Here is a 16130-nt window from a genome sequence, read left to right as displayed (position 1 = left end):
GGTCGTCACATACGATAAGGTCGCACTCTTTATGAGTGCGTGGATTGAAATCTTTTGATCGAGTTTGATGACTTTCGATATTTTTGTCGCACTCTTTATGAGTGCGTGGATTGAAATCTTTTTAATCTTCGTTAAAGTTGTTTCACTTTTAGTCGCACTCTTTATGAGTGCATGGATTGAAATGACGAAAGAAGCTCATTATTTCAGAAGTATGGCAGTCGCACTCTTTATGAGTGCGTGGATTGAAATAATGGAAGACATTGTCCAAATCCCGGGGGTTCCGTTAGAGAAAATTAATAAAATCATCACCTCAATACAGCAGCGTGCCTGTGTCAGTCATTTTTTCTCGTGTTCTAAATGACTATATCATACGAAATAAAAAACGCAGTCAAAAATCTTGACTGCGTTTTGACAATCTTGAAGTTAAAGCTCATTTTACTCTTTTATAAGCCCCTTAAATAGTTCAACGCCTGATTCAATCAGTTCATCTCGAAAGTCATATGTATTCGTATGAATATGTGGATAATCTTCTCCATTTCCAATAAAGCAAAGGGCACCTTTTGTTATTTTAGTAAAATGTCCGAAGTCTTCTGAACTACGGATTGCTTCTTTCAATTCCACAAACTCTATTCCATTTGTTTCCGCGACTGATCGGATTTTATCTGCGCTTTCTTTATGGTTGAACGTTTCCGGGAATTCATCATTGTATTGGAAGCTCACTTTCAATCCGAATTCTTCCGCTTGCTCTTTTGCAAAGTTTTCTAGGTTTTGTTGGAGACGGTCTAATTCTTCTTCGTAAAATGCACGGATTGTCATTCGAAGATCACCTTTTGAAGCGGCAATGCCAAACGCTTTTTCACCTACATCAATCTGTACAACCGTGCAGAGGACAAGCCCTTTATTGTTTCCCTGATCGGTGAATTCCGGAATCTTGCCAAGAATATTCCCGATTGCGAATGAGGGGTTGATGCCCGTTTCTGGTTGACTGGCATGGGCTGGAGCGCCTTCCAAGTGAATGGTCATTCCTTTCGATGCACACATAATCGTTCCATCTATAATCCCCACGGCTTTAAAGGGCAAACCACTCATATTATGGTAGGCATAAATTTCATCAATATTGTGCTCCTGGATGAATTCGACGCATTGAATCGCCCCATCGCCTGTTTCTTCGGCAGGTTGGAAAAGGAAAAAGACGTTTTTGTTTGCACCTTCTTGATCGATTTCAAGTGCCAAACCTGCCAGCGTTGCGGAGTGGCCATCATGACCACATTTATGGGCTTTTCCAGGGAATGTAGAAGCCCATGGCAATTCGATGACTTCATCCATCGGGAGTGCATCCATCTCCGCGCGGAAAGCAATATTGGACTGATCCTTCCCAGCCCGGTAAATCGCATAGAACCAATTTCCTTTATCTACAATTTCCAGACTTGTATTCGCTTGCAAAAAAGCCATTAAATACTGTTTTGTCCAAACTTCTTCGTTCGACAGTTCGGGATGTTGATGCAATTCGTGCCGTAGTTTTTTTACCGATTCATAGTTTTGAACTTTCACTTTACAACCCCCTAAGATGCTGTTTTTCTAATTTTACTACATATTCAATTAAATGAACGCTAAACCTTTACTTTTCATAGTTGATTTTTACCTTATAAGACTTCCGATTATCGTAACTAAATAAAAGCAAGCACATCCATTTTAGCGGATGTGCCTGCTTTCAATGAGTTGACCCCTATTTAAAATTGTCAGTTCAACAGATGGTAGCTTTTGATCTGAGCAAACTGTCATGGGATGTTCTGGGTCTATATTCAACAGCTGTGTATGAAGGTTGTTCTGTTTTACCTTCCATTCAATTGTGTCCAACGACTGTGGTGTGGCATCCGGAACTAATCCAGTTTTATAGATAGCCTCTTTCGTTGTCCAAAGCTCGTAAAACCTTTTGACTTGGTCAACAGGGGATTGTTGATGAATCATTTCTAGTTCAGTTTCTGACAAGGCATAAGTCAGGAGTTCTTCATTCAACGGACCGATTTTTTCCACATCTATCCCGACATGGCCATGATGAGTAAGCGCAGCGACAATCCAATTACCTGAATGGGAAAGATTGAAATCACCTTTCCAACAGACATTGTCAGCCATATAGGGGCGACCGTTCTCGTTGCGTCTAATGGATATGTGCTGCAAGTCCGTAAATTTGTGAAGCATCCATCGCACCAATACACTCCCGAGCAATGTTCGTTGGCGATCTTGCCAATGTCTATAGTCCGAAATTCGCTCCTGTTCCTCCTTTGGAAGAGAGGAGAGGAGCGTTGCCCGTTCGGATTGCAAACACTTTGGACCGAGGGGGAGGGCAACTAATTGGATTTCGTTTTTGCAAGCTGCCATCATTTTACGCCGACAAGTAACGGTTTTGGGAAATAGCCCATTTCAATTCCATATTCAATCATCGTTCGGATAAATGATGGATCCGGTGCTGAACATTTGACAGCTGTCTGTTCCAATAATGCTTGCGTTTGATCACTATTGAAGATGAACTGTGAATCACTAGCGCCGTCACCATCCAATTGGGCAATGGCCAATGCCAAGTATTCCTGTATTTCCTGTGGATGATCCCCGTTTACGAGCCAATCCTCATATGCATTCGGCTCCATTATTTCTAGTTTATAGCCGAATTCCTTCATCATTTCAATAAAGTCAGCATAGACCAGTGGGGCAGGGTTACATAGATGGAAAATATGGCCGTTCGATTTAGGCTGGCGAGCGAGTGCGACAAGTGTCTGGCTTGCGTAATCAATCGGTGTGAAATCAATATGCCAGTTCGCTTCCGGTGCTTTTCCTAAACAAAGCATTGATTTCATCATACGGTAAAACGCATTGTCATCCATATTGCGCTGGAATTTGCCAGTTTTGGAATGACAAGATAAATTTCCGACACGGTAAATGGAGACGGGGATCTGATCTTTTACTGCGTTCCGGACGAGATTTTCCGCTTCCAGTTTACTGTTGTTATAGACATTTTCCAATGACACTTCATAATCGAAGTCGCCATGCGTTTCATAGTATGACCATTGAGTCGAAGCAAGTTCTTCCGGAATGCCGATGGTCGATACATGATGGAAATGAACACCCGGTTTGTGTTTCGCAAGCTCCAACAAGTATCTCGTTCCTTCAATATTGACATCTTGGAAATGGGAAGCTGCACCAAAATGGCGTACATCCGCACCACAATGGATGATGGCATCGATCTCTTGTGTTAAAATGCGCTCATCTGCAGCAGATAAGCCAAGTGCAGGTTTTCCTAGATCACCTTGGATGACGGTAACCCGGTCCTCCATCATGGCCTTTACCGCTTTGCTGAAATAAAACTTCATCTGATTTTGCAATTTATCTTCCGGGGTCGCATTTACACTTGGGCGAATGAGACAGTAGATGTGCGCATCCGTTTCAACCAATAGTTCATACAAGACATGGCTTCCTAAATAGCCGGTTGCGCCGGTCAATAGAACCGCATGCATCGGCAAAGGTTTTGCAGTCTGCTTGGTCGAAAGAGGGATGGGCTCTTTTAATTCCTTCAGTTCGAAGTTAGTGTTCCGCTCGGTCGTGACGTGTTTTTCAACTTGCACGCTCTGTAGATAGTTGTCCAGTTCCGCAATGGTCGGATATTGGAAGAAATCTTGGATCGTTAATGCCGGTAGATGCTTTTTTACCTGTACGAGAATCTCTAGCACTTTTAATGAATGGCCACCAATATGAAAGAAATTATCATGAATTCCGACACGCTCCATGCCGAGCACATATGTCCAGGCATCGGCCAATCGTTGTTGTATCTCATTTTCCGGTCCGGTATAACTGCTTGTCTGGGTTAGTGAAACTTCCATCTTCGCCAATTGTTTCCGATCGATTTTACCGGTAGGGGATAAAGGCATTTCTTCGACTTCGATAAACCGTTCCGGCACCATATAGTCCGGTAGGTTGTTTGCCAAATAATCCCTGATATCTGTTTCGGCCACTTGAACTCCTTCGGCTACCGTATAGTATGCAAATAAGCTATTATTGCCGTCCGTCATTTTCTTCGCAATAATGACCGCTTCTTGAATGTTTGGTTCATTCCCTAATACGGCTTCAATTTCCCCGAGTTCGATCCGGAATCCTCTTACTTTGATTTGCGAATCTTTGCGGCCGACAAATTCTATGTCACCGCTTGGCAATAGACGGACGATATCACCTGTTCGATACATTCTTTTTCCAGGCACGTCTGAAAATAGATGGGGGACAAAGGCTTTCGCCGTCTGTTCGGGTTGTTGGAGATATCCGGCAGCTAATCCAACGCCAGCAATACATAATTCTCCTGGCTCATTGATCGGACAAAGCAGACCTTCCGGATTGACGACATACATTTCATAGTTGGCAATCGGTTTGCCGATCGGGATGCTTGATTGGCTTTCCTTCACTTCGTCTTTCACTTTATAGTAGGACGCCACGACGGTACATTCTGTCGGTCCGTACACATTGATGATTTCCGTTGCAGTACCGAACTTCTCCTGCCATTTTTGAACAACGGCAGGGAGTAACGCTTCACCACCGACCGATAAATAGCGGAGTGATGCCAATGCGTCCCGACTCTCGGCAGGTAGGTGGGTAGCAAGTTGTGTAAAGAAAGCATTCGGAACGGTGGCCGCTGTCACTTTTTCCAGTTCAATGCGATCGGCGAATGCTTCAATCGATACCCGTTCGATACTTGTCAGCATATGTAATCGCGCACCGGAGAAGAAAGCGGTGAATGTTTCCGTGATGGATGGGTCAAAGCTATAGGAGATGAATTGTGAATAGACATCCTGTTCCGATGATTGATAGATTCGTTGGTGATCTGCGATTAAGTTAATGACGGAATGGTGTTGGATCATCGTTCCTTTCGGTTTACCAGTGGAGCCGGACGTATAAATGATGTAAGCGAGATCGGTTGGGACGAGATCTATCGATAGATTCTGCGTTGAAAACGTGTCTTCCATTCCGGTCAACGTGAGGATGGTTCGAGAACCAGCTTGAACACCATCCAACAATGCCATATGTTCTTCTTTCGTCAAGATGAATGGCGCGCCGGTATCGTTTAATAAGTAATGACAACGTTCTTCCGGATAACTCGGGTCGATCGGCACGTAGACGCCGCCCGCTTTCAGAACACCGAGCAGGCTGACGACGGTTTCCTTGCTGCGCTCCATCACAATGGCAACATAATCGCCTTTCTGCATCCCATTCGCTTGCAGCATATGGGCGATTTGATTGGATTGTTCGTTGAGCCGGCGATACGTCATCTCCCCCTTTTCAAAAGATAAAGCGATGCGATCCGCGAATGCTGCTGCCGATTGATAGAAGATTTCTGGTATCGTTTTGTCTTGCTCATAAAAGGCGTTCGTTTGGTTTAACGTTTGGTACAGACATTTTTCCTTATCAGTTAACAATCGCATGCGATCTGCAAGTAATGACTGATGTTGTACTGTTGAATTCAATGCTAACAACTCCTATTTTCTCAAAAAAAGTATTCAATGGAATATATATTCCATTGAATACCCAATCGTTATTGTTTCACTATGAAAGTATGAACGACTTTCAATAAGTCATCAGATAACTCCGTTAAGACTTGTGCTTCCTCTGAAACTTGTTGAACCGCTTGTAACTGGGAAGCAGAAACTTCGGCTACAGTTTTTGTATTATCCCTTGAGTGGATTGAGAATTCTTCCATGTTCTGTACAGATGCAGTCACTTCTTCCGTACCTGCTGCCATTTCTTCAATGGTCGCTGATAATTCCTGAATTTGACCGGAAACTTGTTGGATGGACGTTAAAATGTGACTGAATGATTTTTCGGATTCATTGATCATCAGTAAGCCGTGATCCACTTCTTCTACTGCATGCGTCATCATTTTGACGGATTCATTCGTATCGCGTTGAATATGGGAAATCAACGTAGAGATTTCCCTTGCAGATGCCTCGGATTGTTCCGCAAGTTTCCGTACTTCGTCCGCGACAACAGCAAATCCTTTTCCTGCCTCACCTGCGCGGGCTGCTTCGATGGCAGCATTCAATGCGAGTAAGTTCGTCTGGGAAGCGATGCCTGTAATGATCCCGACAATCTCTTCGATTTTATTGGAATGCTCTCCTAATAATTTGACGGATGTAGCAGAATCATTGACAGCTTTGCTGATGGTATTCATTTGTGACACGGATTTGTTAGTCGAATCATTTCCTTTTTCGGCTTCTTCCGATGCAGTGATCGAGGATTCTGTAATTTGGTTCGAGGTCATCGCGATCCGCTGAATACCGATGCTCATCTCTTCGATTGTCGCTGAAGTTTGTTGTGCTTTTTGCACTTGTAACTCCGAACCACTTGCCACTTCCTGCATCGATGCAGTGACGCTGTTATAAGAATCCGTTGCATCGATCATATTGGACGACAGGACTTGCGCGGAATTTGAAACGCGCTCAGAAACAGCTGTCGCACTTTGAATGACGGTTCGGAGCGATTCGATCATCCGGTTAAAGTTTGCCGTCAGAACACCGATCTCATCGTTGAATTTAACGGGCAGAGGCTCCAGTTCCAAATTTCCGTCCGCCACTTTTTTAGACAGTTCGGACAGTTGCTGAATAGGCGTCAGCTTACGTTTCAAAAGGGAATACACGGCGATGGACGAACCGATCAGGAATAGGAGTGTCACAAAGATGGTCCACAATGATTCTGACATCGCCTTCGCGGTCACCATCGACACATCGTAGTCGATTGCATAGGCGGCAAGCATGGAGCCGTCTTCCGCTAAAATCGGTGTAAGTCCCGTTTTATAGCTTCCATATTCATCACTATAAATTTCCGTAGCTGTCGCTTTCTTCGTTTCAAAAACTTCCTGAATCCTTGCAAGGAAGTCTGGTGAGAGACCCATTTCGATCATGTCTTGGTTATAGACCGCTCCAAAATCCAAAATGCTTGAGGAAAGAACCGGCGCATTGATATTCTCCCCATCTGTCGTAATGATGAATAAATTCGTAATAATATCCGATTCGTCGTTAATGGCATCCATTTCTTTCGTCAATCGAATGGCATCCGCATTATCGGCACTCGGCCACTCTATTGCAGAGTGCAATGTGTCGAGGTTGATCGTCTGCGATAAAATCAATCCTTGATCATAGAGGGATCGATCCATATCTGTTAAATTACTATTTTTTACAATGTAATAAGAGATGCCTGTTGTGACCAATCCGAATACCAATAAAATACTAATCAGAACGGCTGTCAACTTCATACTGAGCGACATGTTCCGCACTTTTATTCTTTTCATGCTCCTCCTCCTAAAAATGGAAAAATGGACAACCTGCTAACAGGATGACCGAAATGAAATCTATCATTGAATGAATAAGTCGAATATAGGTCGCTTTAACCGGTTAGCGAACTTTTCGAAGAGAGCTTTATGCCTATAATACAGCCATCTAATCATACTATTTTGCATAGGGATATAGGTAAAAGATCATGATAAATAAGACTGTTTCATTCATTTCTTTCAATGGTTAAGTATACCTATTAAACAATTAATCCACAACTTTTTACAGGTAGATTACTAAATTTGAATTTTTCGGAGTGTTGGGAAATCCTTTTATGAAATTGAAAAAACGTTCAAGACAATAGTCCTGAACGTTTTCATGAAGTTAAACTTTAGTCCTTATGCTTTAAACCGATTGACTGCCTCACCTAGTTCTTCACTCAGTTCGGTTAACGTCTCTGCAGCAGCCGTTACGGAATGGATGGCACGGAGCTGTTCGTCTGTCGAAGCACTGACTTCTTCGCAAGCGGCAGCGGTTTCTTGTGAGGTTGCGGCCATCGTTTGAATCGTTTCCGAGACGTCGTCTTTATGGGCGGCAACTTTTTGAATACCTTCGTATACTGCATCGATGGAATCCTGCATAGCAGTCATCAACGACGAAATTTCACTGAAGGTCTTTCCTGTATCATGCACGACGCCGCCTTGAGTATGGAAGTTTTCACGCGTATCGTTCATCTGCTCGGTGACAAGTCTTGATTCTGACTGTAATTCTTGGACGGTCACTTTCACTTCTTCGGTTGCGCGCGCGGATTGTTCCGCAAGCTTGCGCACTTCTTCGGCGACGACGGCGAATCCTTTGCCATGTTCACCGGCACGAGCTGCTTCGATGCTGGCGTTCAGTGCAAGGAGGTTTGTCTGTGCCGAAATTTCTGTAATAGTTTCCATGACGCCACCTATTGCTATTACTTTTCCTTCTAGTGTCCCGATTGCTTTGGCCATGGATTGCAAGTTGTTCTCCCAAGCATTGAAGGAGTGGGTCAATGTTTGCATTTGTTGTTGTCCGTTTGTGTTCATGTCACCGGCTTTTGTCGCGATGTCCGACATGACATCCGCTTTCACTGTGATTTCGTTAATTTGTTGTCCGAGTAGGTCTGCACGTTCAGTAACGAGTTCTGCATCTTCCGCAGATCGGGATGCGCCATGTGCAATTTCACCAACTGCGTGTGCGACTTCGGCACTCGATGCACTCGTTTCTTCTGCGACTGCGCTTAAACTTTCGGAGTTTGCCCGAACGTTCGAAGCGGAGTCATGGACGACGGAAATGATGCTACTCATATTTTCAATCATTACGTTGAAGTGTTTTCCAAGATCTCCGATTTCATCATTGGATTTGATAGCTGAGCGTACCGTTAAATCGCCTTGTGAAACGGAGTCCATAAGCAGATTCAATTGTCCGAGCGGTTTGATCATCCGGCTGATCATGCCATAGAGGACGATGAAGACCAGGACGAGTGTAGCCAATGCGGCAAGTATCATGGTCGTCTGTAAACTGGTCGCAGTTTCGTTAATGCTCTTTTGATCGAAAACGGCTGCGACCTTCCAATCCAACTCAGGGATTGTCGTGAACATGAGCGCCTTGTCTTCCCCCTCGTAGTGGTATTGGATGTCCCCGCTTTCCTTTCCGGAGGCATACATCTCCGCGATGAAAGGCAACTCCATTGCATTGTCCCCGCTCAATGTCGGGTGGGCAATGACAACTCCTTCCGAATCTAAAATCGTAGAGTAACCATCAAAACTTAGCTTCATTTCTGAAATGGTTTCGGTGAGCGCAGATAGCTCGATACTCAAACCGATAACACCTACGACTTGACCGTTGGATTGAACTGCTTTTGCCGCTGTGACTGCGTGATCGCCGGTTGCGATATCAACGTAAGGATTTGTCCAATATACTTTCTCTGGATTTTTGGCCGCTTCTTGATACCATTCACGACTGGTCGGATCAAAATCAGCATCCAACTCCACATAAGGGATATGAATCATATCTTTATTCGTCAATGCATAGTAGACGAAAACGGCATCCTCGTAGACACCTAAGAACTGGTTGAATTCGCTTTCAACTGTTGGAAGAAAGGCATTCTCCGTGTTTTCCGTCCCTCCTGCCTCCATAAAGTCTTGGATGGTAGGGGAGTTTGATAGTTGGTAAAGCCCTTTGTCAAACTGACCGAGGTAGTTCTCGATCGAATTGGACATTTCTTCGACAAAGACCGTGCTTTGGTCGATGACGGTTTCTTCAGTTTTATTTTTCACTTGGATGATGCTAACGGCATTCATTGTGAAAACGCCAATTAGGAAGAGTACCATCACTGTGAAGATCAGTTTTGTTTTGATCGATTTGAACAAATCAATAACCCTCTCTCTTTCTAAAAAATTAGTATACTTACTCATTTTCGGCTATTTCATTAAATACTTTAGACTTGTGTATAAAGTAGTAGAATTGGGAATATTCGAATCAATGACTATCGAATTCATAGTAGATGATGTAAAATAAACCCACCTCAGCTAATTTGGCCGAGATGGGTTCCATATAGTTACATCGTAAATCGATTGACGACTTCGTTTAATTCCTCACTTAACTCTGTCAACGTTTCTGCAGCATCTGTTACCGATTGGATGGCGCGAAGCTGTTCGTCGGTTGAAGCACTCACTTCTTCGCAAGCGGCGGCGGTTTGTTGTGAGGTTGCGGCCATCGTTTGAATCGTTTCCGCAACTTCCTCTTTATGAGCCGCGACTTTTTGTATGCCATCATATACGGTAGCGATAGAATTTTGCATATCAGTCATCAATGATGAAATTTCACTGAATATCATTTCCGTATCGTGAACGACAACGCCTTGGTGATGGAAGTTTTCACGCGTGCCATTCATCTGTTCCATGACGAGTCGCGACTCTGCTTGTAGTTCTTGGACAGTCATTTTCACTTCTTCTGTTGCTTGTGCGGATTGTCCCGCGAGCTTGCGTACTTCTTCTGCAACAACGGCAAATCCTTTGCCGTGTTCGCCGGCTCGAGCAGCTTCGATACTTGCATTCAGTGCAAGGAGGTTCGTCTGTGCCGAAATTTCGGTGATTGTTTCCATGACTCCGCCAATCGCTGTCACTTTATTTCCCAGTGTATCGAATGCTTCGGACATCGATTGTAAGCTGATTTTCCAATCATTGAAGGAATGGGTCAATGTTTGCATTTGTTGTTGTCCGTTTGCATTCATTTCGCCGGCTTTTATTGCGATATCGGACATGTCACTTGCTTTTGTTGTGATTTCATTGATTTGCTGACCGAGCAGTTCAGCACGTTCTGTGACAAGTTCTGCATCTTCTGCCGATCTGGATGCACCATGCGCAATTTCATTAACTGCATGTGCGACTTCTGTACTCGAGGCATTTGTTTCTTCTGCGACCGCACTTAAGCTTTCAGAACTTGTCCGGACATTTGCAGCAGAGTTGTTTACGACAGAAAGGATGGTGCCCATATTTTCAATCATCGTATTGAAATGATCGCCCAATTCACCGATCTCATCCTTCGTTTGAATGTTGGACCGGACAGTTAAATCGCCATTGGAGACTGAATCCATAAGGGATTGCAATTGGCCGAGCGGTTTGATCATTCGATTGATCATGAAAAAGAGTACGACGGAAAAGAGGATGAGCGTAGCGAGTGCGATAACGATCATTGCTTGGCGCAAGTCAACCGCCAGTTGATCGATCTTTTTTTGATCGTAAACAGCACCTACTTTCCAATCCACCCCCGGAAGGGTCGCGAATACGATGACTTTATCCAACCCTTCATATTGATACTGAATGAAGCCTTTCGAATTTCCGGGCGTATACATTTGATCGATGAACGCTAGGTCCATCAAGTTTTCACCGCGTAATGTTGGATGGACAATCGCTGTACCTTCTGCATCAAGGATGATCGGGTAGCCATCATGGCTGAGCTGATTGCCTGCAATTTGGTTCGTCAAGGCCTCCAATTGAATGTCCAATCCGACGACTCCGACAAGTTGACCATCCAATTGAACGGCTTGTGTCGCAGTGATGACAAACTCACCAGTCGCACCGTCAATATAAGGACTGGTCCATTGAATGGCTTCCGGATTTTCGATGGCCTGCTTGTACCAATCCCGACTGGTCGCGTCAAAGTCGGCGCCTAAATCGACAGAAGGGAGAATGGTCAGATGCTTATCTGGTAGCGCAAAATAGACGGATGAAACATCTTCATAGACCTCCAAAAATGCAGTCAAATCACTATCTAACGTAGTTTGTGCCGCTGTCTCATCTACATTTCTCCCAGCGATAAATTCCGTTAAAGAACGGGAATTGATAAGTTGATAAATCCCTTTTTCATATTGCCCAAGGAAATTCGTGATCGTAAAACCCAGCTCGTCGATGAACACAACGCTTTGATCGATCAAACCCTCCTCGGTTTTCGTTTTCACGTGTATGCTACTTATTGCCGTCATGGCCGCAATTCCGATGAGGAATAAAATGATGACTGTAACAATGATTCTGGTCCTGATTGACGCAAACATGTAAAACCCTACTTTCTGTGAATAATACTATAAATATAAAGTATCGGTTGCATCCTTATTTTGTTGACTGGTAATTAAATGAAATGAGTTAAAGAAATTGTAAATTTTTCTGCGTGTTCAAAAGAATTTTTCCTTATGTATATCCTTAACTTCTGCTCTAGCATGCCGATAGTAAAGAATAAGAGACGTTCTGAAATTGAGGGGGTATGAAGATGGTCAGTCGTATGGATGGTGGGGGATCTATACAGCAAAAAAGCATTGTAATGGACAATGTAGCTTCTGATACGGATATCACGGTAATGGAAGGACAAGCATTAGCGAACGAAGCGCGTCAATCCAAATCCGAACAACAATTACCGTTGGAGAAGGCGCAGCAATTGACAGATAGTATGAATACATTTCTAGAAAGCGCAAATACGCAATTACGATTCAAATTGCACGACAAACTGAACGAATATTATGTCACTATCATCGACATGAAAACAGACGAAGTCGTCCGCGAAATCCCATCCAAAAAACTGATGGACATCCACGCGGCCATGCGCGAATTCCTTGGTCTTCTCGTCGACCGAAAAATCTAAAAAAGGTGTGAAAGCATATGCGAATTAGTGGACTAGCAACAGGAATGGATACCGAATCTATCATCCGAGACCTCATGAAGGCCAATCGGATACCACTCGATAAAATTACACAGAAGAAACAATACTTGGAATGGCAGTTGGATGATTATCGAAGCATAAACCGGAACCTGCAGGATTTGACTTATAAAATCAATGATACGATGCTACGCCAAAGCACGTTCAATGCAAAAACAGTGAGCGTATCTAATACAGATGCGGTGAATATTAAATCGCTGAATTCAACATCTGACTTTTCAGGAACGATTGCGGTGCATCAGTTGGCGACACAGGCAACTTTGCAGGGTAGTGAATTTAAAAAAAATCTTACGACCGAACAAGTGAGTACAACTAAACTATCGGACCTTGGTCTAGATATAGGTTCAGGCGAACATGAATTTAAAATCAAAGCTCCGGAATCTGATGAGGAAAAGGTTATCAAAATCACAGGGAATGACTCCCTTGGAGCGCTAATAGCACAAATCAATAAAGAAACAGACGTTAACGCTTTTTATGATGTTCATACTGGGAAAATTGCGTTGACTGCGAAGAATAGTGGAGCGGGGGCTATCACTGTTACTAATGTTTCGGGCGAATTAGCTGGGAAGTTAGGACTCACTAATGGAACAAGTACCTCCGGACAAAACGCCGAATTTACTTTCAATGGCCTGACGACAGAACGATCATCCAACACATTCCAAATCAACGGCTTCGAAATCAATCTGAAGCAAGTGACGGACTCGACATCGGGCACGACAACAAACGCCGTAACTTTCAGCTCTGCAGCTGATGTTGATAAGATAGTTGATTCAGTCGTTCAATTCGTCAATGACTACAATAAAATGATTGAAGAATTAAATGCGAAAATTCGAGAAGCTAAATATCGTGACTTCCAACCACTTTCGACCGAGCAAAAGAATGACATGAAGGAAAAGGAAATTGAATTATGGGAAGAGAAGGCAAAAAGTGGGACGCTTAAGAACGACCCGACAATTTCCAGCATGCTTTCAAAAATGCGGACAATTATGAGTAGTTCGGTAGAGATGTCTGATGGAACGAAGATGAGTTTACGTGATTTGGGAATTAAAACATCCACTGATTACTTAGAACATGGGAAGCTGATTATAAATGAGGATGATCTACGGAAAGCGATTGCTGAAGATCCGCAAAAAGTACATGAATTGTTTTCCAAATCGAGTGATGATGATGGCAAAGGTGGCGGGATTGCAGTCCAATTCCGTGATACAATTGTGGCGAGCCGGGAGGTCATATCCCAGCGTGCTGGTACTGCAGGAGCAGTAAACGATTCTTTTGTTCTTGGCCGCAATTTAAATGATATGAATAAACAAATCGAACGATTCGAGGATCGCTTGAAAATGATGGAAGACCGTTATTGGAGACAGTTCACGGCTATGGAAAGAGCTATACAACGTGCAAACGCACAATCTGCCAGCTTGATGAATGCATTTGGTGGCATGTAATATCAGCAGTACAAAAGGAGATCTAAAATGGCTATTAATAATCCTTACGCAACGTATCAAAATAACTCGGTCAATACTTCAACACCTGGTGAGTTAACGCTTATGCTGTACAATGGTTGCTTGAAATTCATCCAGCAGGCCAAGCGTGCATTGGAAGAGAATAATATTGAAGAAAAAAACAAATCGATCCAAAAAGCGCAAGCGATTATTTCGGAGCTAATGTTGACATTGGATAAATCATTTCCAGTTGCAGAAAATATGTTAGTGCTTTACGAATTTGCCAATAGCCGTCTCATTGATGGGAATATTAAAAATGACAGTGCATTGTTTGACGAAGCAGCTGCGATTATTACGGAGTTCCGCGATACGTGGAAGCAAGTGATCCAAATCAATCGTCAAAAACAGTATGCCAATGTGGATGAAGTATGATTCGTCCCGCGTTACTAGCTTGGCGTGAAGCCACTGAGACTTTATTGGCACTGACCTACACAGAGGAAGAAAAACGCGATGAAACGATTGCGCGGATAGAAGAATGTTTGGATATACGGGAAAAAGTGCAAGTGGAAATTGTAGCTCCTTTCACACCGGAGGAAGAGGCATTTGGAAATGAACTCGTTGCTATGGAAGTGGATGTTCAAAAGAAGCTTGCCTTATTGTCCAAAAGGATTCGTTTGGACATCTCTCAATCCCAATCCAAAAAAGACCATATGAAAAACTATGTTAATCCTTACAGTAATGTTGCCAGAGATGGCACATTCTATGATACGAAACAATGACTCGATTGGAGAAAATTCCCCAATCGGGTTTTTTCTTTCAATGGGTATGAGGGAAATTTGACTGGGAAAAGATATTATTCCATTTGGTGCAATCCGAGGCGTAATGAAGCCACATGAACCATATATTGGAGGGTGCGTCGTTTGTAAAAAGCTCCAACTGGAACTGAAAATGTGAAGAAAGGACGAGCGAAATCCATTCGCATCATTGATTGTCACAATTCGACAAATTATTTCACTTTTTTCAATGTTTTTAGAAGGACTTTCAGGGGAACATGTAGAAGTGTAAAGTAACGGTTAAATAAAGGAGGAGTTCATATGCTAAACTTCAATATACGCGGTGAGAACCTTGAGGTGACTCCAGCAATTCGCGAACATGTCGAGAAGAAAGTCCAGAAGCTCGTCAAGTACTTCACTGAAGAAACGCTTGAAACAGCAACTGTTAATGTCAACATGAAAGTGTATAACGATAAACAGAGTAAAGTGGAAGTAACGATTCCGATGAAAAATTTGACACTTCGCGCAGAGGAACGTCATGATGATCTTTATGCCGCAATAGATTTAATCGTCGATAAATTAGAACGTCAAATCCGTAAATATAAAACAAAAGTGAACCGTAAATTCCGTGAGCGGGAAGGAGTCGCTTCGTTTTTCGCTTCGGTGAACAGAGCTGAAGAGAAAAACAACGACGCAACTTTGGATGAAGACCATGAGTTTTCCGTCGTACGTACAAAGCAATTCGATCTAAAACCAATGGATCAAGACGAAGCCATTCTTCAGATGAATATGCTTGGCCACAACTTCTTCATTTTCACCGATGCAGAATCCGACGGCACACATATCGTCTATAAACGAAAAGACGGCAGATACGGCTTGATTGAAACAAACTAAATCGTAATGCGAAAAGCCTCCTCAGTGGCACTTGAGGGGGCTTTTTTCGTGCTGTTCAAAAGTGTCGTGAGAAATAAAAAATGAATGATCATAATCTAGGCAGTGGTGATCAAACTAAGTGGAAAATGCTTAAACTTGTTTCCAGGCGCTTATACTCCGTGATTCACGCTCAAACTTGTTATTAAGAAGCTCATATTTCATTCCTTACGCTCAACCTCGATTTCAGGGGCTCATTTTCTGATATTCGTGCTCAAACCAGGTTCCAGGCGCTCAAACTTGTTTTTTAGTGCCCATACCTTGTTTCGCGAGCTCATAACTCGTTCAAACTCGCTCATACTTCATATCGAACGATCATACCACCTCCAATCCCGCCCATACTCCCTTCCAAGCGATCATACCTCCCGAACACTAGCTCATAACTCCGCGAACTGCGCTCATCCTCCATACCACCTCACCCTCCAATTCCCCCGCCTCCACGCCTTTCA

At 43.3% G+C, this 16130-nt stretch carries 11 protein-coding genes and 1 CRISPR repeat array (1 of these 12 only partly in view); of the genes, 5 read left to right on the top strand and 6 right to left on the bottom strand.

Translation table 11 applies throughout. The features are described 5' to 3' along the window. A CRISPR array of direct repeats spans positions 1-249; the repeat unit is 32 nt; unit sequence GTCGCACTCTTTATGAGTGCGTGGATTGAAAT (it extends 248 nt beyond the left edge of the window). A 186-nt stretch (positions 250-435) separates the two neighbouring features. The 6 genes from ACFPRA_RS07485 to ACFPRA_RS07460 all read right to left on the bottom strand — a co-directional run bounded on the left by ACFPRA_RS07485 (position 436) and on the right by ACFPRA_RS07460 (position 11883). Further along, complete coding sequence (locus ACFPRA_RS07485; protein WP_381432255.1) at positions 436-1551, bottom strand: M20 metallopeptidase family protein; 1116 nt, start codon at positions 1549-1551, stop codon at positions 436-438. Between the two features lie 141 nt (positions 1552-1692). Then, positions 1693-2379, bottom strand: a complete 687-nt coding sequence (locus ACFPRA_RS07480) for a 4'-phosphopantetheinyl transferase family protein (protein ID WP_381432253.1) — start codon at positions 2377-2379, stop codon at positions 1693-1695. After that, complete coding sequence (locus ACFPRA_RS07475; RefSeq protein WP_381432252.1) at positions 2379-5501, bottom strand: non-ribosomal peptide synthetase family protein; 3123 nt, start codon at positions 5499-5501, stop codon at positions 2379-2381. The genes ACFPRA_RS07480 and ACFPRA_RS07475 overlap by 1 nt, the downstream gene beginning before the upstream one ends. Positions 5502-5569: 68 nt before the next feature. After that, positions 5570-7321 (bottom strand): methyl-accepting chemotaxis protein, encoded by a 1752-nt coding sequence (locus ACFPRA_RS07470; RefSeq protein ID WP_381432251.1) that lies wholly within the window; start codon positions 7319-7321, stop codon positions 5570-5572. Positions 7322-7699: 378 nt separating this feature from the next. Next, entirely contained in the window at positions 7700-9700 is a 2001-nt protein-coding gene (locus tag ACFPRA_RS07465; protein WP_381432250.1) for a methyl-accepting chemotaxis protein, read from the bottom strand. 188 nt (positions 9701-9888) lie between these two features. Beyond that, positions 9889-11883: a methyl-accepting chemotaxis protein gene (locus tag ACFPRA_RS07460; RefSeq protein ID WP_381432248.1), complete on the bottom strand. Its 1995-nt coding sequence runs from the start codon at positions 11881-11883 to the stop codon at positions 9889-9891. Positions 11884-12095: 212 nt separating this feature from the next. Between ACFPRA_RS07460 and flaG the strand changes: the two genes are divergently transcribed. The 5 genes from flaG (at position 12096) to hpf (ending at position 15645) form a co-directional block, all read left to right on the top strand. Next, positions 12096-12464: a flagellar protein FlaG gene (gene flaG / locus ACFPRA_RS07455; RefSeq protein WP_381432246.1), complete on the top strand. Its 369-nt coding sequence runs from the start codon at positions 12096-12098 to the stop codon at positions 12462-12464. Between the two features lie 17 nt (positions 12465-12481). After that, positions 12482-13981 carry a flagellar hook-associated protein 2 gene (locus tag ACFPRA_RS07450; RefSeq protein WP_381432243.1) on the top strand — a complete coding sequence of 500 codons (1500 nt, stop codon included), beginning with the start codon at positions 12482-12484 and terminating at the stop codon, positions 13979-13981. A gap of 27 nt (positions 13982-14008) precedes the next feature. Continuing rightward, on the top strand, positions 14009-14410 hold the full coding sequence (fliS, locus tag ACFPRA_RS07445) for a flagellar export chaperone FliS (RefSeq protein WP_381432241.1): 402 nt from the start codon (positions 14009-14011) through the stop codon (positions 14408-14410). After that, positions 14407-14757, top strand: coding sequence for a flagellar protein FliT (gene fliT / locus ACFPRA_RS07440; protein WP_381432239.1), 351 nt, complete (start codon positions 14407-14409; stop codon positions 14755-14757). The genes fliS and fliT overlap by 4 nt, the downstream gene beginning before the upstream one ends. Before the next feature lie 315 nt (positions 14758-15072). Further along, the gene (gene hpf / locus ACFPRA_RS07435; protein WP_381432237.1) at positions 15073-15645 is read left to right on the top strand and encodes a ribosome hibernation-promoting factor, HPF/YfiA family; all 573 of its coding nucleotides are present in this window, start codon (positions 15073-15075) and stop codon (positions 15643-15645) included. Positions 15646-16130 lie beyond the last annotated feature (485 nt).

Source organism: Sporosarcina soli (assembly GCF_042655805.1).
GTDB classification, from domain to species: Bacteria; Bacillota; Bacilli; order Bacillales_A; family Planococcaceae; genus Sporosarcina; species Sporosarcina soli.
The sequence above is the reverse complement of the archived record's forward strand: the minus strand, read 5'-3'. Positions and strand labels throughout refer to the sequence as shown.

What these genes read in the sequence shown, in the direction of transcription:
- ACFPRA_RS07480 (WP_381432253.1), bottom strand. Translation starts at nt 2,379, where the DNA reads ATGGCAGCTTGCAAAAACGAAATCCAATTAGTTGCCCTCCCCCTCGGT.
- ACFPRA_RS07470 (WP_381432251.1), bottom strand. Translation starts at nt 7,321, where the DNA reads ATGAAAAGAATAAAAGTGCGGAACATGTCGCTCAGTATGAAGTTGACA.
- ACFPRA_RS07460 (WP_381432248.1), bottom strand. Translation starts at nt 11,883, where the DNA reads ATGTTTGCGTCAATCAGGACCAGAATCATTGTTACAGTCATCATTTTA.
- flaG (WP_381432246.1), top strand. Translation starts at nt 12,096, where the DNA reads ATGGTCAGTCGTATGGATGGTGGGGGATCTATACAGCAAAAAAGCATT.
- ACFPRA_RS07450 (WP_381432243.1), top strand. Translation starts at nt 12,482, where the DNA reads ATGCGAATTAGTGGACTAGCAACAGGAATGGATACCGAATCTATCATC.
- fliS (WP_381432241.1), top strand. Translation starts at nt 14,009, where the DNA reads ATGGCTATTAATAATCCTTACGCAACGTATCAAAATAACTCGGTCAAT.
- fliT (WP_381432239.1), top strand. Translation starts at nt 14,407, where the DNA reads ATGATTCGTCCCGCGTTACTAGCTTGGCGTGAAGCCACTGAGACTTTA.
- hpf (WP_381432237.1), top strand. Translation starts at nt 15,073, where the DNA reads ATGCTAAACTTCAATATACGCGGTGAGAACCTTGAGGTGACTCCAGCA.